The 21,450-nt window shown below is 66.4% G+C and carries 18 protein-coding genes; 7 read left to right on the top strand and 11 right to left on the bottom strand.

What is annotated here, in order from left to right:
* The first annotated feature begins 135 nt into the window (after positions 1–135).
* The 5 genes from HV742_RS00200 (at position 136) to HV742_RS00180 (ending at position 5,790) form a co-directional block, all read left to right on the top strand.
* Entirely contained in the window at positions 136–657 is a 522-nt protein-coding gene (locus tag HV742_RS00200; protein WP_254600893.1) for an RNA polymerase sigma factor, read from the top strand.
* Positions 650–1,582, top strand: a complete 933-nt coding sequence (locus HV742_RS00195; RefSeq protein ID WP_175144255.1) for a DUF4880 domain-containing protein — start codon at positions 650–652, stop codon at positions 1,580–1,582. Before HV742_RS00200 ends, HV742_RS00195 begins: the two co-directional genes overlap by 8 nt.
* 98 nt (positions 1,583–1,680) lie before the next feature.
* Positions 1,681–4,137, top strand: coding sequence for a TonB-dependent siderophore receptor (locus HV742_RS00190; protein WP_175144254.1), 2,457 nt, complete (start codon positions 1,681–1,683; stop codon positions 4,135–4,137).
* Positions 4,138–4,144: 7 nt separating this feature from the next.
* Positions 4,145–5,098 carry an alpha/beta hydrolase gene (locus HV742_RS00185; protein WP_175144253.1) on the top strand — a complete coding sequence of 318 codons (954 nt, stop codon included), beginning with the start codon at positions 4,145–4,147 and terminating at the stop codon, positions 5,096–5,098.
* Positions 5,099–5,166: 68 nt separating this feature from the next.
* Positions 5,167–5,790: a PIN domain-containing protein gene (locus tag HV742_RS00180; protein ID WP_437340577.1), complete on the top strand. Its 624-nt coding sequence runs from the start codon at positions 5,167–5,169 to the stop codon at positions 5,788–5,790.
* Between the two features lies 1 nt (position 5,791).
* Here the strand turns inward: HV742_RS00180 and HV742_RS00175 are convergent, their stop codons facing one another.
* From HV742_RS00175 to rpsO, 4 genes are all read right to left on the bottom strand, one after another.
* Positions 5,792–7,009, bottom strand: a complete 1,218-nt coding sequence (locus HV742_RS00175) for a threonine ammonia-lyase (protein ID WP_049071842.1) — start codon at positions 7,007–7,009, stop codon at positions 5,792–5,794.
* A gap of 15 nt (positions 7,010–7,024) precedes the next feature.
* Entirely contained in the window at positions 7,025–7,753 is a 729-nt protein-coding gene (locus HV742_RS00170; protein ID WP_049071840.1) for a hypothetical protein, read from the bottom strand.
* Positions 7,754–7,958: 205 nt separating this feature from the next.
* Positions 7,959–10,115 (bottom strand): polyribonucleotide nucleotidyltransferase, encoded by a 2,157-nt coding sequence (pnp, locus tag HV742_RS00165; RefSeq protein WP_049071836.1) that lies wholly within the window; start codon positions 10,113–10,115, stop codon positions 7,959–7,961.
* 90 nt (positions 10,116–10,205) lie between these two features.
* The gene (gene rpsO, locus HV742_RS00160) at positions 10,206–10,475 is read right to left on the bottom strand and encodes a 30S ribosomal protein S15 (protein WP_006223612.1); all 270 of its coding nucleotides are present in this window, start codon (positions 10,473–10,475) and stop codon (positions 10,206–10,208) included.
* Positions 10,476–10,793: 318 nt separating this feature from the next.
* On the opposite strand from rpsO, the gene HV742_RS00155 reads away from it, so the two are divergent.
* Positions 10,794–11,312, top strand: coding sequence for a hypothetical protein (locus HV742_RS00155; protein ID WP_049071833.1), 519 nt, complete (start codon positions 10,794–10,796; stop codon positions 11,310–11,312).
* 59 nt (positions 11,313–11,371) lie between these two features.
* Here HV742_RS00155 and pssA read toward each other — a convergent pair whose 3' ends face one another.
* The 4 genes from pssA to HV742_RS00135 form a co-directional block, all read right to left on the bottom strand.
* Positions 11,372–12,145, bottom strand: coding sequence for a CDP-diacylglycerol--serine O-phosphatidyltransferase (gene pssA, locus HV742_RS00150; RefSeq protein ID WP_006389119.1), 774 nt, complete (start codon positions 12,143–12,145; stop codon positions 11,372–11,374).
* Positions 12,146–12,380: 235 nt separating this feature from the next.
* The gene (gene ilvC, locus HV742_RS00145) at positions 12,381–13,397 is read right to left on the bottom strand and encodes a ketol-acid reductoisomerase (RefSeq protein ID WP_049071830.1); all 1,017 of its coding nucleotides are present in this window, start codon (positions 13,395–13,397) and stop codon (positions 12,381–12,383) included.
* Positions 13,398–13,465: 68 nt separating this feature from the next.
* Positions 13,466–13,957, bottom strand: a complete 492-nt coding sequence (gene ilvN, locus HV742_RS00140; protein WP_006389117.1) for an acetolactate synthase small subunit — start codon at positions 13,955–13,957, stop codon at positions 13,466–13,468.
* 10 nt (positions 13,958–13,967) lie between these two features.
* Entirely contained in the window at positions 13,968–15,737 is a 1,770-nt protein-coding gene (locus HV742_RS00135) for an acetolactate synthase 3 catalytic subunit (protein ID WP_278990212.1), read from the bottom strand.
* 440 nt (positions 15,738–16,177) lie between these two features.
* Between HV742_RS00135 and HV742_RS00130 the strand changes: the two genes are divergently transcribed.
* Positions 16,178–18,400, top strand: coding sequence for an FUSC family protein (locus tag HV742_RS00130; RefSeq protein WP_175144250.1), 2,223 nt, complete (start codon positions 16,178–16,180; stop codon positions 18,398–18,400).
* A 78-nt stretch (positions 18,401–18,478) separates the two neighbouring features.
* On the opposite strand, the gene yaaA is transcribed toward HV742_RS00130, so the two are convergent.
* The 3 genes from yaaA to HV742_RS00115 form a co-directional block, all read right to left on the bottom strand.
* The gene (gene yaaA, locus HV742_RS00125) at positions 18,479–19,249 is read right to left on the bottom strand and encodes a peroxide stress protein YaaA (protein WP_059269446.1); all 771 of its coding nucleotides are present in this window, start codon (positions 19,247–19,249) and stop codon (positions 18,479–18,481) included.
* Between the two features lie 16 nt (positions 19,250–19,265).
* Positions 19,266–20,048, bottom strand: a complete 783-nt coding sequence (locus tag HV742_RS00120) for a 3-hydroxybutyrate dehydrogenase (RefSeq protein ID WP_049071820.1) — start codon at positions 20,046–20,048, stop codon at positions 19,266–19,268.
* 148 nt (positions 20,049–20,196) lie between these two features.
* Complete coding sequence (locus HV742_RS00115; RefSeq protein ID WP_238908029.1) at positions 20,197–21,441, bottom strand: cation:proton antiporter domain-containing protein; 1,245 nt, start codon at positions 21,439–21,441, stop codon at positions 20,197–20,199.
* Between the last annotated feature and the right edge of the window lie 9 nt (positions 21,442–21,450).

Genomic DNA, 21,450 nt, shown 5'->3' with positions numbered 1-21,450 from the left:
GGCCAGCGCTTGCGCGCCCTTTGCCGCCACCGCACTCATCATCCCAGCGAACGTCCGGCCCGTGCCTGCTTCCCAGGCATGCATGCAACAGTTAGAATTGAGTCTGATTCTTATTCGCATATATTCTTCTTCAACGTGGAAGCGCCTTCAACTCCCGGGGCGGTCGACCGCAACGTGGTCGCGTCGATGTACCGCGAGCACCACGCTTGGCTGTTCGCCTTCATGCGGCGCCAGACGGGCGGACACCCGGCCGACGCCTGGGATCTGGTGCAGGACACCTTCGAACGCCTGCTGCGCCAGACCTACCTGGAACCACGCGGCTGGAACCGCGGCTATCTGGCCGCCATCGCCCGCCGCCTGCTGATCGACCGCCACCGGCGCCGTGAGCTGGAGGCCGCTTACCTGGCCGCGTTGGCGCAACAGCCCGAGCCACTCTCGCCGTCGCCCGAAATGCTGGCCCAGGTGTCGCAGCAACTGCTGGCCGTGTGCGCGGCGCTGGACCGCATGCCGTGGCGCATGCGCGAGGTGTTCCTGCTGGCGCGCCTCCAGGGCCTGCCCTACGAAGCGATCGCGGACCGCCTGCAAATCACGGTCAACATGGTGCAGAAAGACATGGTCCAGGGTTGGCAACGCCTTTATCACGCGCTCGATGTCTAGACGCCCATCTGACGTAGTCGCGCAGGCCGCGGGCTGGCTGGTGCGCCTGGAACAGGACGGCAGCGCCGCCACGCGTCAGGCCTGGCAGCGCTGGTACGAAGCTTCGCCCGCGCACGCCGAGGTCTGGCGGCGCTTCGAACTATTGCAGGATGCCGTGCCCGCAAGCGGCGATGCCGCTGCCGCCGCGCTCGGTGCCATCGACTTTCGCCACACGCGCCGGCGCACGCTCAAGTTGCTGGCGGCCGGCGCGGGCATTGCAGTGGGCGGCCCGCAGCTCTATCGCCAGGCCCGGGAGGCGGGCTGGCTCGCGGCCTACCGCAGCGCCACCGGCGAACAGCGCAGCCTGACGCTGAACGACTCGGTGACGCTGATGATGAATACCGGCACTGCGCTGGACCTGAGGCAGGACGGAGGCCGCCTGGACATCGAACTGCACGACGGCGAGATCATGCTGGATACCCGCGCCGCGGACTCGGCGCTGCGCGTGCTGACGCGCGGCGGCTGTATCGTGCCGGCGCGCGCTCACCTGGTGGTGCGCACGCAAGGCCCATTGACCCGCGTGGCGCTCGATGCGGGGCAGGCCGTTCTCACCACCCGAGGCGATCTCGGCCTGACCCTGCGCGCTGGCGACGTGCGCCGCTTCTCGGCGCACCGCATCGAGCACGAAACAGGCTGGGCCGGGCGCGAGTTCGCCTGGGTGCACGGCATGTTGATCGCTGAGGATATGCCGCTGGAGGCGTTTGCCGAAGAATTGGCGCGCTATCGGCCGGGCCTGATCCAGTGCGACGAGCGCGTGGCCGCCCTGCGCGTGAACGGCAGTTTTCGCCTCCAGGACACGGACCAGGTCCTGGAGGCGCTGGCCATCACGCTGGGCCTGCGGGTGCGATACCGCACGCGCTACTGGGTTCGCGTGGAACCGGCATGATGAGAAACAAAATGTAAGTTTTCGGCAGATTCCCGGCGCCCGCTCGTTAGGACAAGTTGAAACCCGCTGCGCGGGTCCCAACCGAAGAACCCATACCGATGTCCCAACGATTCCCTCCCGAGGGCGGCCGAATCCGCCGCTTCAAGCCAGCCACGCTCTGCCTGCTTCTGTGCGCCGTCGCGCTCGCCGCGACGGCGCCCGCGCGGGCAGCGGAAAACGCCGCCGTGGATATCACGCTGCCGGCATCTTCCTTGCAGGACGCGCTCCTGCGGCTGGGCCAAGCCGCTCGCATCACCATCATCAGCGCCCCGCCGCTCACGGCAGGCAAACAGGCGCCTGCCATGCACCTGCAGGGATCGGTGACGGACGCGCTGCGGCAGTTGCTGCGAGGCAGCGATCTGCGCGCGGTGCCCAACGCCAATGGCGAGGGATACCGCATCGAACGCGCGCCCGAACCCGTGGGCGCAGGCCCGGCCCTGCTGCCCAGCGTGACGGTGACCGGCCAGGGCATGGGCGACATCGGCCCGCTGGCGCTCGACAGCAGTGTGGGCACCAAGACCGGCACGCCACTCATCGAGACCGCGCAATCCGTGTCCGTGGTCAACCGCGAACTGATGGACATGATAGGAGCAAAGAACACTGCCGAAGCCCTGCGCTACAGCGCCGGCGTGTCGGTCGGCTCGTATGGCGTGGACAGCCGCGTCGACGAGATTTCCGTGCGCGGCTTCCGCACGGGCAGCTTCGCCAACAACCTCTACCTGGACGGCCTGCGTCCGCCGGGCAGCAGCAGCGGCGCCACCGCCTCGGCCACCCAGTTCGACGGCTTCGGCCTGGAGCGGGTCGAAATACTGCGCGGCCCCTCGTCGGTGCTGTACGGCCAGATCGCGCCCGGGGGGCTCGTCAACGCGGTGAGCAAGCGGCCCACCGATTACGCGCGCGGCGAGATCGGGGTCGGCATCGACAACTACGGTCTGGCGCGCCTGAACGCCGACGTCAGCGGGCCGATGGACGAATCCGGCGAATGGCTGTACCGCGTGGTGGGCACCGCCTACCACTCCGACACCCAGGTCGACTACGTCAAGCTGAACCGCGTGATGCTGGCACCCAGCCTGACTTGGCGGCCGTCAGCCCGCACCTCGGTGACCCTGCTGGCCAACTATCAGCAGGACCGCGGCGGCAGCACCTACCAGTTCCTGCCTTCCCATGGCACCTATTATGCGACGGACCATGGCCGCTTCGGCTCTGGCCGCTTCCTGGGCGAACCCGGCTTCAACCGCTACGATCGCACCCAATACGCGATCGGCTATGAATTCAGCCACGCCCTGACCGACCAGGTGAAGCTTGGCCAGAAACTTCGCTACATGCGAGTCGATACCGACAACGCAGGCGTCTCGCGCCAGGGCGACCTGCAGGCCGACGGCCGCACGCTGCGGCGCACGGCGTCCAGCAACCAGATCCGTTCGGAAGGCTTCACGGTCGACAACAACGCCCAATTCGATTTCGGCCTGGGCCGCACCGAACACACTCTGCTCACGGGCCTGGACTATCGCGCCCAGACCATCCGCGTGGCGCAGGCGTCAGGCAGGGCTTCATCGCTCGACGTCTTCGACCCGGTCTACGGCAGCCCCGTCGTCATGGGCGCCATGACGCCCACCCGGCGCAGCGACAGCGAGCAGACCGGCATCTACGCGCAGGACCAGATCCGCTGGGGCCAGTGGGCCGCCACGCTGGGCGTGCGGCACGACTGGTCGCGGGACAACTCGCTGGTGCGCGCCACCGGCGCCAAGACGCATTACGAAGACGAAGCCACCACATGGCGCGCCGGCGCGGTCTACCTGTTCGATAACGGCCTGGCGCCCTACGCCAGCTATGCCACCTCGTTCGAACCGGTAAACGGGGTCGGCTACGAGGATCGGCCCTTCAAACCCACCGAAGGCAAACAGGCCGAGATCGGCATCAAGTACCAGCCGCCGGGTTCGCGCAGCATGATCACGTTCTCCGCGTATGAGATCAAGCAGCAGAACATCACCACGCCAGACCCGGACCCCACACATTTGTGCAACGGCAGCCAGTGCCAGGTCCAGACCGGCGAAGGCCGCGTCCGCGGCCTGGAGCTGGAAGGAAACTTCGCGCTGAGCGACCACATCACGGTCGTCGCCTCGGCGACGCTGATGCGCAGCGAAGTCACCAAGAGCAATGGCACGGAGCAGGGCAACGAACTGCCGCGCGTGCCGCGCCACAGCTACAACCTGTGGGCGGACTATCGCCTGCCCCAGGAGATCGCCCCGGGCCTGAGCCTGGGCGCGGGCCTGCGCCATATCGGCAGCAGCTACGGCGACACCGCCAACGCGTACCGCAGCCCCTCGGTGAATCTGATCGACGCCGCCATCCGCTACGATCTGGGCGCGCGCTCTCCCAGCCTGAAGGGCCTGAAATTCTCCCTCAACGCCAGCAACCTGACCGACAAGGAATATCTGGCAAGCTGCTCGGGCAGCGCCAGTTGCTACTACGGTGCGCGGCGCAATATCTCGGCGAACCTGAACTACACCTGGTAGGCCTTCCATGAAAAACAAGATCCCGCGTCCGATTTCCGCCGCCGTGCTGGCGTGCATCCTGGCCACGGCGGCGCAAGCGCAAGCGCCCGCGGCGACGCCCGACGCCCCGCCGCGCCCCGGCATGCAGTTGCTGGGAGAAACCGTGGCCGACCATCCCTCGGCGGTGTACCGGTACGAAACGCACAATCTGGATTCGGACGACGGCAAGCGCCACTACCGCATCCAGATCGCCATCCCCAGAAAGGCGCCCGACAGCGGGGGCAGCCCGGTGCTCTACATGCTGGACGGCAACGCCGCCCTGGCCACGTTGACACCAGCCGACCTGGACACGCTGGGACGGGGCCGCACGCCGGTGCTGGTGGCGCTGGGCTACGACGTCGACACCCGCAACGACGTCGTGTCGCGGGCCTATGACTACACGCCGCCGGTATTCGTGAATGGCAAACCCGTGCCCGACCCCGTGGTGCGCGGCCGCGTCGGCGGCGGCGCGGACGTTTTCCTGGAGTTCATCCGCGCCAAAGTGAAACCGCTGGTGCGCGAACGCGCCGCCATCGACCCGCAACGCGAATACCTGTGGGGCCATTCGTACGGCGGGCTCTTCACGCTGCACGTGCTCTTCACGCAGCCGCAGGCCTTCGCCCGCTACATCGTCGGCGACCCCTCGGCCTGGTGGCACGACGGCGCGTTGGTCGGGGAATGGAGGCGGTTTGACGCCCGCAAGGCTGCTGGCAAGCGGGTGGCCATCCTGGTCGGCACCAAGCCGCGCGATCCCAACCGTCCCCTGCCCGGCGGTGCGATGCCCACGGCGGGCGAGGATCCGCGCGCCGCCGTGCGCGAAATGGCCCAGGGCCTGAGGTTCGCGGGCGCCGACGCCAGCTATGAAGCCTTCCCGCAGTTCGGCCATGGCGAGATGATCCGGGCATCGCTGGAACGCGCGCTGGAGGTCGCGATGCAGCCGTGAAGCCTGGAGTTCCGGCGGATGCGCTTACACTGCACGGTCGCGGCCGCGTCCCGGCCGCTGCGAACACACTGCCAGCCTTGACCACTCCGACCGCCCCCCCGCCCTTCATCGTCCTGGACGCCTGCGTCCTCATGTCCGGCATCCTGCGCCGCCTGCTGCTGCGCCTGGCCGAGGCCGGCGTGTTCCAGCCCGTCTGGACCGAACGCATCGGCGAGGAATGGCGCCGCAACGCCTGCCGCATCTGGGACATCCCGCCCGAGGTGATGGCCGAGTTCTGGGCCGAGATGAACGCCCGCTTTCCGCAGGCCGCCGAGCACAACACCCAGGTCTACGAAGCCGCGCTGCGTTACAGCGACCCCAAGGACTTCCACGTCATCGCCGCCGGCCTGGCGCGCCGCGCCCGCTGCGGCCTGGCGCAAACGCCCGTGGTGCAGGTGCTGACCTGGAACCTGAAGGATTTCAATCGCTCGGAGCTGCGCCGGCAGGGTCTGGACGTGTACAACCCGGACCGCATGCTGGCGCAATGGTGGCAGGACGGCGCCGACCGCATGCGCGAGGCCATCGCGCAGATTCCGGCGGACTACGTGGCGCTGGGGCGCGAGCCCGAACCGCTGGCCGCGACCTTGCATCGCGAGCGGCTGTACCGGCTGAAGAATCAGGTGGGCCGCGACCCGGAACTGGGCCGCGCCTGAGTCAATGATCGTGGTTGCTGGCCGCGAAACCCGCCGCGTTCAGGATGTCGATCACTTCCTGGATATGCTCCGGGCCGCGCGTCTGCAACACGAAATCCACTTCCACGTTGCGCACCGGCAATGAGGTGAACGCGCGCTGGTGATGCACCTCGGTGATATTGGCCTGGGCGTCGGCGATCAGCTTGGTGGCGTGGGCCAGCGCGCCCGGCAGGTCGCGCAGGTCGACGCGGATGCGGGCCAGGCGGCCGGCGCGCACCATGCCGCGCTCGATCAGCTCGCCCAGCATCAAGGGGTCGATGTTGCCGCCGGTCAGCACCAGGCCGATGCGCTTGCCCTTGAATTGCTCGCTGCCGGCCTCCTGCGCGCGCAGCAGCGCCGCCAGGCCGGCCGCGCCCGCGCCTTCCACCACGGTCTTCTCGATTTCCAGCAGCACCACAATGGCGTGCTCGATGTCGGCCTCGCTGACCAGCTCGATGTGATCGACCAGTTGGCTGACGATCGGCTGCGTCAAGCCACCCGGCGACTTGACCGCGATGCCTTCGGCGATGGTGTATTGGCCGTTGGGCATCGACACCCCCTTGACCGCGGCGTACATGGCGGGAAACCGTTCGGTCTGCACCCCGATGATCTCGATGCCCGGCTTGAGCGCCTTGGCCGCGGTGGCGATGCCCGAAATCAGCCCGCCGCCGCCGATGGCGATCACCAGCGTGTCCAGTTGCGGCTGGTCTTCCAGCATCTCCAGCGCCACGGTGCCCTGGCCCGAGATCACGGCCTCGTCGTCGTAGGGATGGATCATGATCAGCCCGCGCTGCTTGGCCAGCTCGTAGCCATGCGCCTTGGCGTCGTCGAAGGTATCGCCGGCCAGCACCACCTCGGCGCCGAAGCGGCGCGTGTTGGCGACCTTCACCGTGGGCGTGAAGCGCGGCATCACGATCACGGCGGGCACGCCCATGCGCTGCGCATGGTAGGCCACGCCCTGCGCGTGGTTGCCGGCCGACACGGCGATCACGCCCGCGCGGCGTTCCTCGTCCGACAGCGTCAGCATGCGGTTGAGCGCGCCACGCTCCTTGAAGCTGGCGGTGAACTGCAGGTTCTCGAATTTCAGCCAGATCTCGGCGCCGAAGATGTCGGACAGCGTGCGCGACAGGGTGAACGGGGTCTTGAGCACCTGGCCGCGCAGGTTCTCGCGGGCGGTCTGGATGGAAGCGATATCGATCACGGTGGAAAAATCCTGTTAGCGCACCGGCAGGAAATTGAACAGCAATAGCCCTTGCGCATAGTTGATGCCGATGCGCCGCGAGTTCTCGCCAAGCAGGTTGGCGATCAGGTCGAGCCGGCCGATGATGGCGCCGAACTCGCGCTCGAAACTGAGGTTGGTGGCCTGCGGCGACATCTCGTTGGCCAGCAGCAGCGGTTCGCCCTGGTTGTTGCGGCGCGACGCCAGCAGCCAGGCCGCCGCCTCGACGTTCCGTGCGGCATTGTAGACCCGCTGCCCGTCCAGCGCGTCGGTGGCGTACAGGCGGGTCTTGCCATTGTGGGCGGCAATGATGGTGTCGGCCAGGCCGTAGATGAAGGCCCCGACCCGGTCGCCGCTGTAGTTGGGATCGAGCGACACCGCCAGGATCTGGATGTCGTGCAGGCCGGCCAGGTCGGCGGGCGGGATGCGCACCTCGATCGCATGCTTGACCCGCGCCACCGCGGTGGCGTGATCCGGCGCGCCGGTCTTGCGCCATTCACGCGGATTGCGCCGGTAGAGCTTGTCCAGCAGGCTGTAGAGGCTGGCGAGGTTGTCGCGCACTTCCAAGGTGACGGTACGGTTGAAATCGGTCTGCACCAGTTGGTCGGCCGACATGCCCTCGCCCTTGGGCGAGCCCTGGCCCGGTCCCGGAGCGGACATGCATCCCGCCAGCAGCGTCCCCGCCAGCACGGCCGCCGCCGCGGCGAATCCTCGCCCTCGCGTCATGCTCGATCCATCCGAATCCCCCCTGTTGGCGCCTTGCCGGCTTGCGCCGCGCCGGCGCTCGTGTCACGCGCAAGACTTTACCGTAAGCCGCGCGAAGATGGGAGATACCGGGGATTCAAAGACGAAAGGAGATGAATCAGCGCCGCGCCCGGGCAAAAAAAACGGCGCCTCGCGGCGCCGTTTGCTCCAGCAGGAAAGGCAGGCCTTACTCGGCTTGCGGTTCCGCTTGCGGGGCGGCTTCAGCGGCGGGCTGCTGCTGCTCGATGCCACCGATGGCCTTGATGGACAGGCGCAGGCGGCCCTTGTCGTCGGCCTCGATGACCTTGACGCGGACTTGCTGGCCGACCTTCAGCACATCGTTGATGTTGGCGATGCGGTAGTTGGCGATTTCCGAGATGTGCAGCAGGCCGTCGCGGCCCGGCAGCACTTGCACGATGGCGCCGAAGTCCAGCAGGCGCAGCACCGAGCCCTCGTAGACCTGGCCCACTTCGACGTCGGCGGTCAGCTCGACGATGCGGCGCTGGGCTTCCTTGGCCTGCGCTTCGTCGACGCTGGCGATCACGATCGTGCCGTCGTCGGAGATGTCGATCTGGGTGCCGGTTTCCTCGGTCAGCGCGCGGATGGTGGCGCCGCCCTTGCCGATCACGTCGCGGATCTTCTCGGGGTTGATCTTGATGGTCAGCATGCGCGGGGCGAAAGCCGACAGCTCGCCACGCGAACCGTCCAGCGCTTCCTTCATCTTGCCCAGGATGTGCAGGCGGCCTTCGCGGGCTTGCGCCAGCGCCACTTGCATGATTTCCTTGGTGATGCCCTGGATCTTGATGTCCATCTGCAGCGCGGTGACGCCGTTTTCGGTGCCCGCGACCTTGAAGTCCATGTCGCCCAGGTGATCTTCGTCACCCAGGATGTCGGTCAGCACGGCGAACTTGCCGCCGTCCAGGATCAGGCCCATGGCCACGCCGGCCACGTGATCCTTGACCGGCACGCCGGCGTCCATCATGGCCAGCGAGCCGCCGCAGACCGAAGCCATCGACGACGAGCCGTTGGACTCGGTGATTTCCGACACGATGCGGATGGTGTACTGGAAGTCTTCCGGGGCCGGCAGCAGCGGGATCAGCGCGCGCTTGGCCAGGCGGCCGTGGCCGATTTCGCGGCGCTTGGGCACACCGATGCGACCAGTTTCGCCGGTGGCGAACGGAGGCATGTTGTAGTGCAGCATGAAGCGATCGCGGTACTCGCCCATGAGCGCGTCGATGATCTGCTCGTCCTGCTTGGTGCCCAGCGTGGCCACGACCAGCGCCTGGGTTTCACCACGGGTGAACAGGGCGCTGCCGTGCGCGCGCGGCAGCACGCCCAGGCGCACGCTGATGGGACGCACGGTGCGGGTGTCGCGACCGTCGATACGCGGTTCGCCGTTCAGGATCTGGCCACGGACGATGGCCGATTCCAGCGAGAACAGGATGTTGTCGACGGTGACGGCGTCCGGCGCCGGCTCGCCCTTCTCGGCGGCGGCGGCGTTCAGCTTGGCCGACACGTCGGCGTAGACTTCACGCAGCTTGGTGGTGCGGGCCTGCTTTTCGCGGATCTGGTAGGCGGCGTTCAGGCCTTCCTGGGCGGCCGACGTGACGGCGGCGATCAGGGCCTCGTCCTTGGCGGGCGGCTGCCAGTCCCAATCGGGCTTGCCGGCGTCCTTGACCAGTTCGTGGATGGCGTTGATGACGGCCTGCATCTGCTCGTGGCCGTAGACCACGCCGCCCAGCATGATTTCCTCGGACAGCTGGTCAGCTTCCGATTCCACCATCAGCACGGCGTTTTCGGTGCCGGCGACCACCAGGTCGAGCTTCGAGGACTTCAGCTGCGATGCGGTCGGGTTGATGGCGTACTGGCCATCGATGTAGCCCACGCGGGCGGCGCCGATCGGGCCATTGAAGGGGATGCCGGAGATGGCCAGCGCGGCCGAGGCGCCGATCATCGCGGGGATGTCGGGGTCGATTTCAGGATTGACCGACAGCGTGTGGATGACCACCTGGACTTCGTTGTAGAAGTCTTCGGGGAACAGCGGACGCAGGGGACGGTCGATCAGGCGCGAGGTCAGCGTTTCCTTCTCGGACGGCTTGCCTTCGCGCTTGAAGAAACCACCGGGGATGCGGCCGGCGGCGTAGGTCTTTTCGATGTAGTCGACGGTCAGCGGGAAGAACGTCTGGCCCGGCTTGGCCTTCTTGGAGGCCACGACAGTGGCCAGGACGACGGTGTCCTCGATCGACACCACCACGGCGCCGGAGGCCTGGCGAGCAATTTCGCCGGTTTCCAGGACGACCGTATGCTGGCCGTACTGGAACGATTTAGTCACTTTATTGAACATGACGATTATTCCTTACAAATGAAAAACCGTGGCCGTCGCGACATGCGTCGCACCGACCACGGTTGCGTCATGGGGAGCCAGCCCCGTCGATCACTTGCGCAGACCGAGTTTTTCGATCAGTGCGCGGTACGAATCGGGATTGCGGCCCTTGAGATAGTCGAGCAGCTTGCGGCGACGGCTGACCATACGCAGCAGACCGCGGCGCGAGTGATGGTCCTTCATGTGTTCTTTGAAGTGACCGGTCAGTTCGTTGATACGGGCGGTGAGCAGAGCCACCTGGACTTCGGGGGAGCCGGTATCGCCTTGAGCGCGTTGGAACTGCGCAACGATATCGGATTTCTTGATGTCAGCTACAGACATTGATGACCTCTTCGGACATGCGACAGGGCCGAGGCGCCCTGACGTGGTTTGGAAAAAAATCGCGGCCGGCGATAAGCGTTATTGCGTTCTCACTGCTGCTCAGGCGCTGCCCTGGAAGTGCCGCAAGACAAGGCTTGGCGCCCCGTTTGCCGCATGTCCAGCCCAGCCCCGTTGCCGGCGCAAAGCATCTTGCAAAATCAATACACTTGATAAAGCCCGATGATTATAGCCGATTCGCTAGAATTACCCCAGTGACGCCACCGGCCCGCCGCCGGGCATCGCGCCGCCGCCCTCGCGGGAAGCAACAGGAGCCATAATATGTCAAATTATTACAGAATTGCCCGCACCACCCTGGCCGCCGCGGCCCTGGCCGGCCTGGCCGCCTGTGCCAATCTTGCCCAGGTCGCCCCCGGCACCCCGCTGGCCGACGTCCAGGCCCAGTTCGGCCGCCCCAACTTCGAATGCCCGCAAGCCAACGGCGGCCGCCGCGTGATCTGGACGCAGCAACCCATGGGCCAGTATGCCTGGGGCGCCAACGTCGGCGCCGACGGCCGCGTCGACCGCGTCATGCCGCTGCTGACCGACGCCCACTTCAAGGTGCTGGAACAGGGCCAATGGGGCCCCGACCGGGTGCGCTGCGAATTCGGGCCGCCCGCCCGCATCGAGGAAGCCGGCCTGGGCGAAAAGCGCGAAGTCGTGTGGTCATATCGCTACAAGGAAAACGGCGTCTGGAATTCGCTGATGTACGTCTACATGGGCCGCGACGGCAATTCGCTGACCCACTTCCACCCCGGTCCGGACCCGATGTACGACGATGACCGCTTCATGTGGCGCTGAATCCACCACGAAAAAACCCGCCTTCATCAGGCGGGTTTTTCGTTTGGCGGGCGTCGCGCTCAGGACGACTGGCCGCGGCGCTCCTGCTGCAGCCGGCGGGCGCGGTTCCAGCGCCAGGCCCAGATGACCCAGCCCGAAAAGCCGTACAGCACGAACAGGCCGAACAGCACCACCGGGGGATCGCTGGAAACGAACACGAACACCGCCACCACCAGCAGGATGCCCCAGAACGGCACGCTGCGGCCCAGGGCGAAGCTCTTGCCGCTGAAGAACGGGGCGTTGGACACCATGGTGATGCCCGCGTACATGGTCAGCGTGAACGCGACCCAGGCCATCACGCTGTCGTGGATCGGCAGCTTGTTGTCGACGGCCAGCCACACGAAACCGGCCACCAATGCGGCGGCCGCCGGGCTCGGCAGGCCCTGGAAATAGCGCTTGTCGACCACCGCGATATTGGTATTGAAGCGCGCCAGGCGCAGCGCGGCCCCGGCCACGTAGACGAACGCCGCCAGCCAGCCCCAGCGGCCCAGGTCGTTCAGGATCCATTCGTACATCACCAGCGCTGGCGCCACGCCGAACGAGGTCATGTCGGACAGCGAATCGTATTGCTCGCCGAAGGCCGATTGGGTGTTGGTCAGGCGGGCCACCCGACCGTCCATGCCGTCCAGCACCATGGCCACGAAAATGGCGATGGCGGCGACCTCGAAGCGGTTGTTCATGGCCTGCACCACGGCATAGAACCCCGCGAACAACGCCGCGGTGGTGAATGCGTTGGGCAGCAGGTAGATGCTTCGGTGGCGGTTCTCGGAATCGCGCATGGAAAAATTGGGCATGGTCTCAATTACTTACGACAGACATTGAAAGGTTAACTCATCTGGCCCCACAACGGGCCGCAGCAAGGGCCATGCCCGCCGCGATCCGGCCCCGCCGGCGCGCAAAGCCCGCCCGCGCCCCGGCGGCGCGCCCGCCTTCGCGCACTTTCCGCGAAAATAAAAACGGCATGCCCTCGCCAGGCATGCCGCTTTCGGCCGGCGCGCGCGGGGCGCAAACCCCGCGCGGAAACCGGAATCAGTTCTTGGACTTGTCCACCAGCTTGTTGGCGGCGATCCAGGGCATCATGGCGCGCAGCTTGCCGCCCACCACTTCGATCTGCGATTCCGCGTTGATGCGGCGGCGCGAGGTCAGCGTCGGGGCGCCGGCGGCGTTTTCCAGGATGAACTTCTTGGCGTATTCGCCGGTCTGGATGTCCGTCAGGCACTGGCGCATGGCCTTGCGGGTTTCGTCGGTGACGATCTTCGGGCCGGTCTCGTACTCGCCGAATTCAGCGTTGTTCGAAATCGAGTAGTTCATGTTGGCGATGCCGCCTTCGTAGATCAGGTCGACGATCAGCTTCAGTTCGTGCAGGCACTCGAAGTACGCCATTTCGGGCGCGTAGCCGGCTTCCACCAGCGTGTCGAAACCGGCCTTGATCAGTTCGACGGTGCCGCCGCACAGCACGGCCTGTTCGCCGAACAGGTCGGTTTCGGTTTCTTCACGGAAGTTGGTTTCGATGATGCCGGCACGGCCGCCGCCGTTGGCGCTGGCGTACGACAGGGCCACGTCGCGCGCGGCGCCCGACTTGTCCTGGTACACGGCCACCAGGTGGGGCACGCCGCCACCCTGTTTGTAGGTGTTGCGCACCGTGTGGCCGGGGGCCTTCGGGGCGATCATGATGACGTCGATGTCTTCACGCGGCACGACCTGGCCGTAGTGGACGTTGAAGCCGTGGGCGAAGGCCAGGGCGGCGCCCGCCTTGATGTTGGCGTGCACTTCCTTGTTGTAGACCGAGGCGATGTTCTCGTCGGGCAGCAGCATCATGACGATGTCGGCCGACTTGACGGCTTCCGCCACTTCCTTGACCTGCAGGCCGGCGTTGGCGGCCTTGTCCCACGAAGCGCCGCCCTTGCGCAGGCCGACGATGACCTTCACGCCCGAGTCATTCAGGTTCTGGGCGTGGGCGTGGCCTTGCGAGCCGTAGCCGATGATGGCAACGGTCTTGCCTTTGATGAGGGAGAGATCGCAGTCTTTGTCGTAGAAAACTTTCATGGGGTGCTCCAGATATCTTGGATATTCGTTGGTTCGTATGTAGGGTGCGGCTTGGCCTGGAAGGCCGGTCAAAGCTTCAGAATCCGTTCACCGCGGCCGATGCCGGACACGCCGGTGCGCACGGTTTCCAGGATGGCACTGCGGTCCAGGGCTTCCAGGAAGGCCTGTACTTTTTCCTGCACCCCGGTCAATTCGATGGTGTAGGACTTGTCGGTCACATCGATGATGCGCCCGCGGAAGATATCCGCCATGCGCTTCATTTCCTCGCGTTCCTTGCCGACCGCGCGCACCTTCACGAGCATCAGCTCGCGCTCGATGTGCGCGCCTTCGGTCAGGTCCACGACCTTGACCACGTCCACCAGGCGGTTCAGGTGCTTGGTGATCTGCTCGATGACCTCGTCCGAGCCGGTCGTGACGATGGTCATGCGCGACAGCGTGGCGTCCTCGGTGGGCGCCACGGTCAGGGTCTCGATGTTGTAGCCCCGCGCCGAGAACAGGCCGACCACGCGCGACAGCGCGCCGGGCTCGTTCTCGAGGAGGACGGAAATCACGTGCTTCATGGTGGCCTCCTTACAGGTCTTCAGAGCCGAGCAGCATTTCGGTCAGCCCGCGGCCGGCCTTGACCATCGGCCACACGTTTTCGGTGCGGTCGGTGATGAAGTCCAGGAAGACCAGGCGCTCCTTGTGTTTCTTGAACGCTTCGCGCAGCGCCGGCTCGACGTCGGCCGGGCGCTCGATGCGCAGGCCCACGTGACCGTAGGCCTCGGCCACCTTGACGAAGTCGGGCAGCGAATCCATGTACGACTCGGAATAGCGCGAGCCGTAGTCGATCTGCTGCCACTGCCGCACCATGCCCAGGAAGCGGTTGTTCAGGCAGACGATCTTGGGCGTCAGGCGGTACTGGGCGCAGGTCGACAGTTCCTGGATGTTCATCTGGATCGAGGCCTCGCCGGTGATCACGGCGATGTCATGACCCGGATTGGCCATCTGCACGCCCATGGCGTACGGCAGGCCCACCCCCATGGTGCCCAGGCCGCCGGAGTTGATCCAGCGGCGCGGCTTGTCGAACTTGTAGTACTGCGCGGCCCACATCTGGTGCTGGCCCACGTCGGAGGTGACGAAGGCGTCGCCGCCGGTCACTTCCCAGAGCTTTTCCACCACGAACTGCGGCTTGATGACCTCGTCCGAATTGGCAAACTTGAGGCATTCCTTGCCGCGCCAGACTTCGACCTGTTCCCACCACTTGGCGATGGAAGCCGGCTTGTGCTCGGCCGAGGCGGCCTCGTACTGGGCGCTCAGGTCAGCCAGCACATCCTTGACGTTGCCGACGATCGGGACGTCCACGCGCACGCGCTTGGAGATCGACGACGGGTCGATATCGATATGGATAATCTTGCGGGCGTTCTGGGCGAAGTGCTTGGGATTGCCGATCACGCGGTCATCGAAACGGGCGCCGATGGCCAGCAGCACGTCGCAGTGCTGCATCGCCATGTTGGCCTCGTAAGTGCCGTGCATGCCGGGCATGCCCACGAACTGGCCGCTGCTGGCCGGGAAGCCGCCCAGGCCCATCAGGGTGCTGGTGCAGGGCGCGCCCAGTTGCGACACGAGCTTGTTCAGCTCGGGCGCGGCGTTCGACAGGATGACCCCGCCGCCGGTGTAGATCATCGGCCGCTCGGCGGCCAGCAGCATCTGCACGGCTTTCTTGATCTGCCCCTGGTGGCCCTTGTTGACGGGCGCGTAGGAACGCATCGAGATCTCGCCCTTGGGCGGGGTGTACTTGCACTGCGCGACGGTGATGTCCTTGGGGATGTCCACCAGCACCGGACCGGGACGGCCGGTGCGCGCGATGTAGAACGCGCGGCGCATGGTTTCGGCCAGGTCCTTGACGTCGCGCACCAGGAAGTTGTGCTTGACGCAGGGACGGGTGATGCCGACGGTGTCGCATTCCTGGAAGGCGTCCTCGCCAATGGCCGCAGTGGGCACCTGCCCGCTGATGATGACCATGGGAATGGAGTCCATGTAGGCGGTGGCGATGCCGGTGACGGCATTGGTCACGCCCGGACCGCTGGTCACGATGCAGACGCCGACCTTCTGCGACGAGCGCGAATAGGCATCGGCCGCGTGCACGGCGGCTTGCTCGTGACGAACCAGGATATGCTGGAATTTGTCCTGCTTGAAAATCGCGTCGTAGATGTAGAGCACCGCGCCGCCAGGGTAGCCGAAAACGTGTTCCACGCCTTCATCGGCCAGGCAGCGCACGACGATATCGGCGCCATTCATTTCCATGTTGTCATTCCTTTCAAAACCGGCCCTGCAACCCTGACTGCTGCGCGCCCGGATACGGCGGCAACGGAACCCATGCCGGCTACGGCAACATGATCCGGCGCTTAGCGGCTCACGGAGCCACGCCACCCGGACACCCTGCCGACCCGACATACGTTCGACAGAACGCAGTGCAAACGCCCCTGGGGGACGCTGGAGGTCGAAATGGAAGCCTTGGCAACACACGCTTGTGGCGCGGCCAACGGCAAATAGGTCTGCTGCAAGATGGCTGGGAGGTGACCCTGGCCATCCGCCTCATCGCGCCGGTTTCGGATAGGCAGACCGGCGCAAGTGGAGCAATTTACCGCGTTGCGTCAAACGTAGCAAATCGAGGTTTCGCGGACGTTGCACGGAAGTCGCGCCGCGCCATGCGGGAAAGTCTGGTAACCATCCGGCCCCTAAAACACGACCGGCCTCTCTATACTTGACGCGTCACCCGGATTCGAGTCCCGCCGCCCATGGATCTGCGCATTGCCAGCATTCGCCGTTTTCTCTACAGCCACTACTTCTTCGGCGGGGTGCGGCAGGGCGTCGGCATGCTGCTGCCGGTCCTGGTGCTGGGCGGCTTGTTCGGTCACTACACCACCGGCCTGGTGGCCACCTTCGGGGCGCAATGCCTGGCCATCATCGACCAGCCCGGCGGGCCGCAACGGCACCGCACCAACGAGATGCTGGGCGGCGCCGCGCTGGGCACGCTGACCGTCATCATCACCGGCCTGGCCTCGACCAACCCGGTGCTGATCTGGCTGGTGGTCATCGCGCAGTGCTTCGTCTATTCGATGTTCACGGTGTTCGGCAAGCGCGGCGGCCTGATCGGCTTTGCCGGCCTGCTGCTGATGACGTTGACCATGCATTCGCCGCTGGAACCGCACGAGGTGCTGGCGCACGCCGCCGCGACGCTGGGCGGCGCGTTGTTCTACGTGGCATTCAGTCTGGGATTTTCACGCTTGTTCTGGCTGCGCGAGGAACAACAGGCGATGTCGGTGGCGCTGTTCGCCACGGCCGACTACGTCGCCGCGCGCGCCGCCTTCTACGATGAGACCGCCGACCTGGACGAGGCCTACCGCAACCTGATCCAGCGGCAGTCGGTCATGACCGAAAAGCACCAGGCCGCGCGCGACATGGTGCTGCGCGCCCTGCCCCGTGGCAAGGGCCTGGGCGACCGCCAGCGCGTGATGATCTGGAACATGTTCGTCGACATGCTGCAGCTGCTCGATACGCTGGTGGCCACCCACACCGACTACGCCGCGCTGCGGCGCGCGCTGGCCGGCAACGATTGCCTGATGTTCATGCGCGACGCGCTGGTGAAGATGTCGCTGGAGCTGAACCGCATCGCGCTGGACGTGTCGCGCGGCCGCAAGGTGCAATACCGCAGCAGCGCCAAGGCCGAACTGCGCGCCATCGAATACGAGATCGAGCAGCTCAAGCAGCAGGGCCTGGGCGAACGCGAGCCCGAGATGCTGGCGCTGATCGTGCAGGTGCTGCGGCGGCTGCGCAACTCGGCCCGCATCGTCGACCGGCTGGCCGACCACACCGCCGCCTCGCCGCACGCCAAGCCCACCGACGTGCTGCGCATCAACAAATCGCTGACGCGCTTCATCTCGCGCCAGGAATTCCGGGTCGGCCTGCTGACCAGCAACCTGCGCCTGGACTCGCCGCACTTTCGCTACGCCCTGCGCGTGACGGCGGCGGCCGCCATCGCCATGACGCTGGCCAGCCGCTGGCTGTCGCCGGCGTTCTCGGCGCACAACTACTGGATCATGCTGACCATCGTCATCATCATGAAGCCGGGCTTCGCGCTGACCCGCCAGCGCAATGGCTGGCGCCTGATGGGCACGCTGATCGGCTGCCTCTGCGCGCTGCTGCTGTTCAACGTCACCGACAAGCCCGCCATCCTGTTCGCGGTGCTGCTGGGCGCCTGCATCATGGGCAACAGCATGGTGCAGCTGAACTACATGGCCAGCGCCATCTTCAATACCCTGTTCGTGGTGCTGGTGTTTCACTTCGTCTCGCCCGGCACGGTGTCGATGGCGGTGATCGGCGAACGCGCCATCGACACGCTGATCGGCTGCGCGCTGGCGCTGGTGTGCAGCTACATCCTGCCCTGGTGGGAGGCGCGCTACCTCAAGCCGCTGGCGGCGGCGGCCACCCGCGCCAACCGCGAATACCTGATGGCCGGCATGCGCTACGTGGAAGCGATGCAGGCGCATGGCGCCCCGGTGGGCGCGGCCGCCGACGCCACCCCGGCGGTCACTGACGCCGATCTGGCCTGGCGCCTGGCGCGCAAGAACGTGCACATCGCCTTCAGCAATTTCGCCGAGGCCTTCTACCGCATGATGAGCGAGCCCAAGTCGCACCAGGTCAGCGTGCCCGAACTGAACAACCTGCTGATCCAGAACCACGTGCTGGCCTCGCAGATCACCGCCGCCATTCCCATCCTGGCGGCCCTGCCCGCCACGCCCGAGGCGGTGCAGCGGGCGCTGGCCGGCATGGTCGACCTGCTGGACGAGAACCGCGCGCAGGCGCCCGCCGACCTGCCAACGCAGTTCGACACCGAAGGCGAGCAGGCGGCGCTGGTCTATCCCGTCAAGCAAATGATCAAGGCCGCGCACATGATCCGCCAGGAACTGCTGGCGCTGGCCGATCCGCAGCACGCGCCGCCGGTCGCGGCGCCGGCCTGAATCGAGCCGCCGCGCTTCGCCGGGGCGCAAAAAAGCCGGCCCTTTCGAGGCCGGCCTGGCGTGGCACCCGCGTCCCGTTCAGAGCTTGCGGCGGAACACCAGCTTGTCCTCGGTCGAGGCCGAGGCGTCGTACTGGTAGCCTTCCAGGTCGAAGCCGTGCAGGCCCTCGGGCTTGGACACCTTGTGCAGGATGGCGTAGCGCGCCATCAGGCCGCGCGCGCGCTTGGCGTGAAAGCTGATGATCTTCCAGGCGCCGTTCTTCCAGTCCTGGAACACGCACTGCACCACGCGCGCCTTGAGCGCCTTCAGGTCGACCGACTTGAAATACTCTTCGGAAGCCAGGTTGACGATGACCGGCGCCTTCTGCCCGGCCTGGCGCTCGTTCAGGTACTCGGCGATGCCGCTGCCCCAATACTCGTACAGGTTCTTGCCCTTGGGCGTTTCCAGGCGCGTGCCCATTTCCAGGCGGTACGGCTGCATCAGGTCGAGCGGCCGCAGCACGCCGTACAGGCCGCTGAGGATGGCCACGTGTTCCTGGGCCCAGTCCAGTTGCTTGGCCGACAGGGTCGAAGCCTCCAGGCCCTCGTAGACGTCGCCGTTGAAGGCCAGCACGGCCTGGCGCGAATTGGCCTGCGTGAAGGTGCGCTTCCAATGCGCATAGCGCTGCACATTGAGCTCGGACAGTGCCGGGCTCAGGCTCATCAGTTCGGCGATGTCGTCCGCGGTCTTGGTCTTCAGGACCTTGATCAGGCCGGCGGCCTGGTCCACGAACAAAGGCTGGGTGTGCGTCTCGACGTGCACCGGCGAGTCGTAGTCCAGCTTCTTGGCGGGGGAAAGCAGAAACAGCATTCGAAGATTCCTTTGATCAGCGCGCCGTCCAGCCGCCATCGACGGAGACGGTGGTGCCGGTGATTTGCGCGGCGGCATCGGAGGCCAGGAAGACGGCCGTGCCGCCCAGTTGTTCAGGCGTGACGAACTGCAGCGACGGCTGCTTTTCGCTGAGCAGTTCGCGCGCGGCGGTTTCCTGATCGACGCCGTTCTTTTCGGCCAGCGCCGAGATCTGTTTTTCGACCAGCGGGGTGCGCACCCAGCCCGGGCAGATGGCGTTGGCGGTGATGCCCTGGCCGGCGGTTTCCAGCGCGGTCACCTTGGTGAAGCCCACCACGCCGTGCTTGGCGGCGACGTAGGCCGACTTGTTGGCCGAGGCCACCAGGCCGTGGGCCGAGGCGATGTTGATGATGCGGCCGAAGCCCTGCTTCTTCATGTGCGGCAGCGCGGCGGCGGTGCCATGGAACACGGCCGACAGGTTCAGCGCCAGGATGGCATCCCACTTTTCGGTGGGAAAGTCCTCGATCAGCGCGGTGTGCTGGATGCCGGCGTTGTTGACCAGGATGTCGATGCGGCCCATCTGGCGCACTGCGTTGTCGACCAGGCCGCGCACGGCCTCGCCCTTGGACAGGTCGGCGCCGTCATACAGCACCTTGACGCCATGCTGGGCCGCCAGGCCGGCGCGCACCTTTTCGATCTCGGCGGCGTCGCCGAAGCCGTTCAGGACGATATCGGCGCCCTGCGCGGCCAGCGCGGTGGCGATACCCAGGCCGATCCCGCTGGTGGAACCGGTGACGACTGCGACTTTTCCTTTGAGCATAGATGTTCTCCTGTGGCGGGGCGCGGAAGGCGGACGGCGGCCGGAACACACCGGCCGGCGCCGTGGGCGAAACACGGGCTGAAAAACAGCGTCAAGTGTAGCTGCCCGGCAAGGCGCCCATCATGCCATGCCCCCACGCGGCGCGGGGTCAAGGACGCGGCGATGGGGAATCCGATGGCTCCGCCTGGCCTGGCGGCAGCGCGGAATCCGGCCGGTCCTGCGCCGTCTCGGCGGGCGCCGGCGCCGGCAGGTCCGCCATGCCCCCCAGGCGCTCCGGCACGCGCTCGAGCAGCTTGATCAGAATCGGCACCACGCCCATCGACACCGCCACCACCACCGCCAGCACGTCGCGCTGATCCAGGTCCATCAGGCGGTTGCTCCAGGCTTCGTTGAAAATGGCGAAGCTGAATTCGCCGCCCTGCGCCAGCACCATGGCGAACAGCAGGCGGTGATAGCGCGGCAGGCCCAGGAACCGCGCGAAGCCATACAGCACCAGCGCCTTGACCAGCAGCAGCGCCGTCACGCCCGCCAGGATGAAAGCCCAGTGATCCGCCACCACGTGCAGGTTCACGGACATGCCGATCGCGACGAAGAACAGGCCCAGCAGCAGGCCCTTGAACGGCTCGATGGCGTTTTCCAGTTCGTCGCGATAGCGCGACTCGGCCATCAGCACCCCCACCAGGAAACCGCCCAGGCCGGCTGACAGGCCGGCGTAGTTGAACAGCTGGGCGGTGCCGATCACCATCAGCAGCGCCGCCGCCGTGAACAACTCCTTCAACTGCGCCTTGGCGGCCCAGCCCAGCAGCCGCAACCGGTAGGCCACCGCCACCACCGCCACCGCGATCAAGGCCTCCTTGAAGGACGGCTCGGATGCGGCGCCACTGCCCAGCAGCCCTGCCGCCACCAGCATCGGGATCGCCGCCATGTCCTGGAACAGCAGCACCCCCAGCGCCGAGCGCCCCATCGGCGTGCGCGTCAGGCCGCGCTCCTCCAATAGCCGCATGGCCACCGCGGTGGACGACAGGGCCAGCGACAGCCCGCACAACACCGCCGCCTGCCAGCCCATGCCGGCCAGGTGGCGCAGCGCGGCGCCGAACACCAGCCCCAGCAGCAGCCCGCAGGCCAGCATCTGCGACGCCCCCAAGGTGAACACCTCATGACGCATGGCCCACAGGCGCCGGGGCGCCAGTTCCAGGCCGATGATGAACAGCATCATCACCACGCCCCACTGCGACACATTGACCATGTCGCCCACGTCGGTCACCAGCTTCAGGCACGACGGCCCCACCAGCACGCCGGCCAGCAGGTAGCCCGGGATCGCGCCCAGCCCCAGCCGCTGGGTCAGCGGCACGCACAGGACGGCGGCCAGCAACAGGATGAGGATCAGATTCATCGGCGCGAA

The sequence above is a fragment of the Achromobacter ruhlandii genome (genome assembly GCF_902859695.1).
In the GTDB taxonomy this organism is placed as follows: Bacteria; Pseudomonadota; Gammaproteobacteria; order Burkholderiales; family Burkholderiaceae_B; genus Achromobacter; species Achromobacter ruhlandii.
The sequence above is the reverse complement of the archived record's forward strand: the minus strand, read 5'-3'. Positions and strand labels throughout refer to the sequence as shown.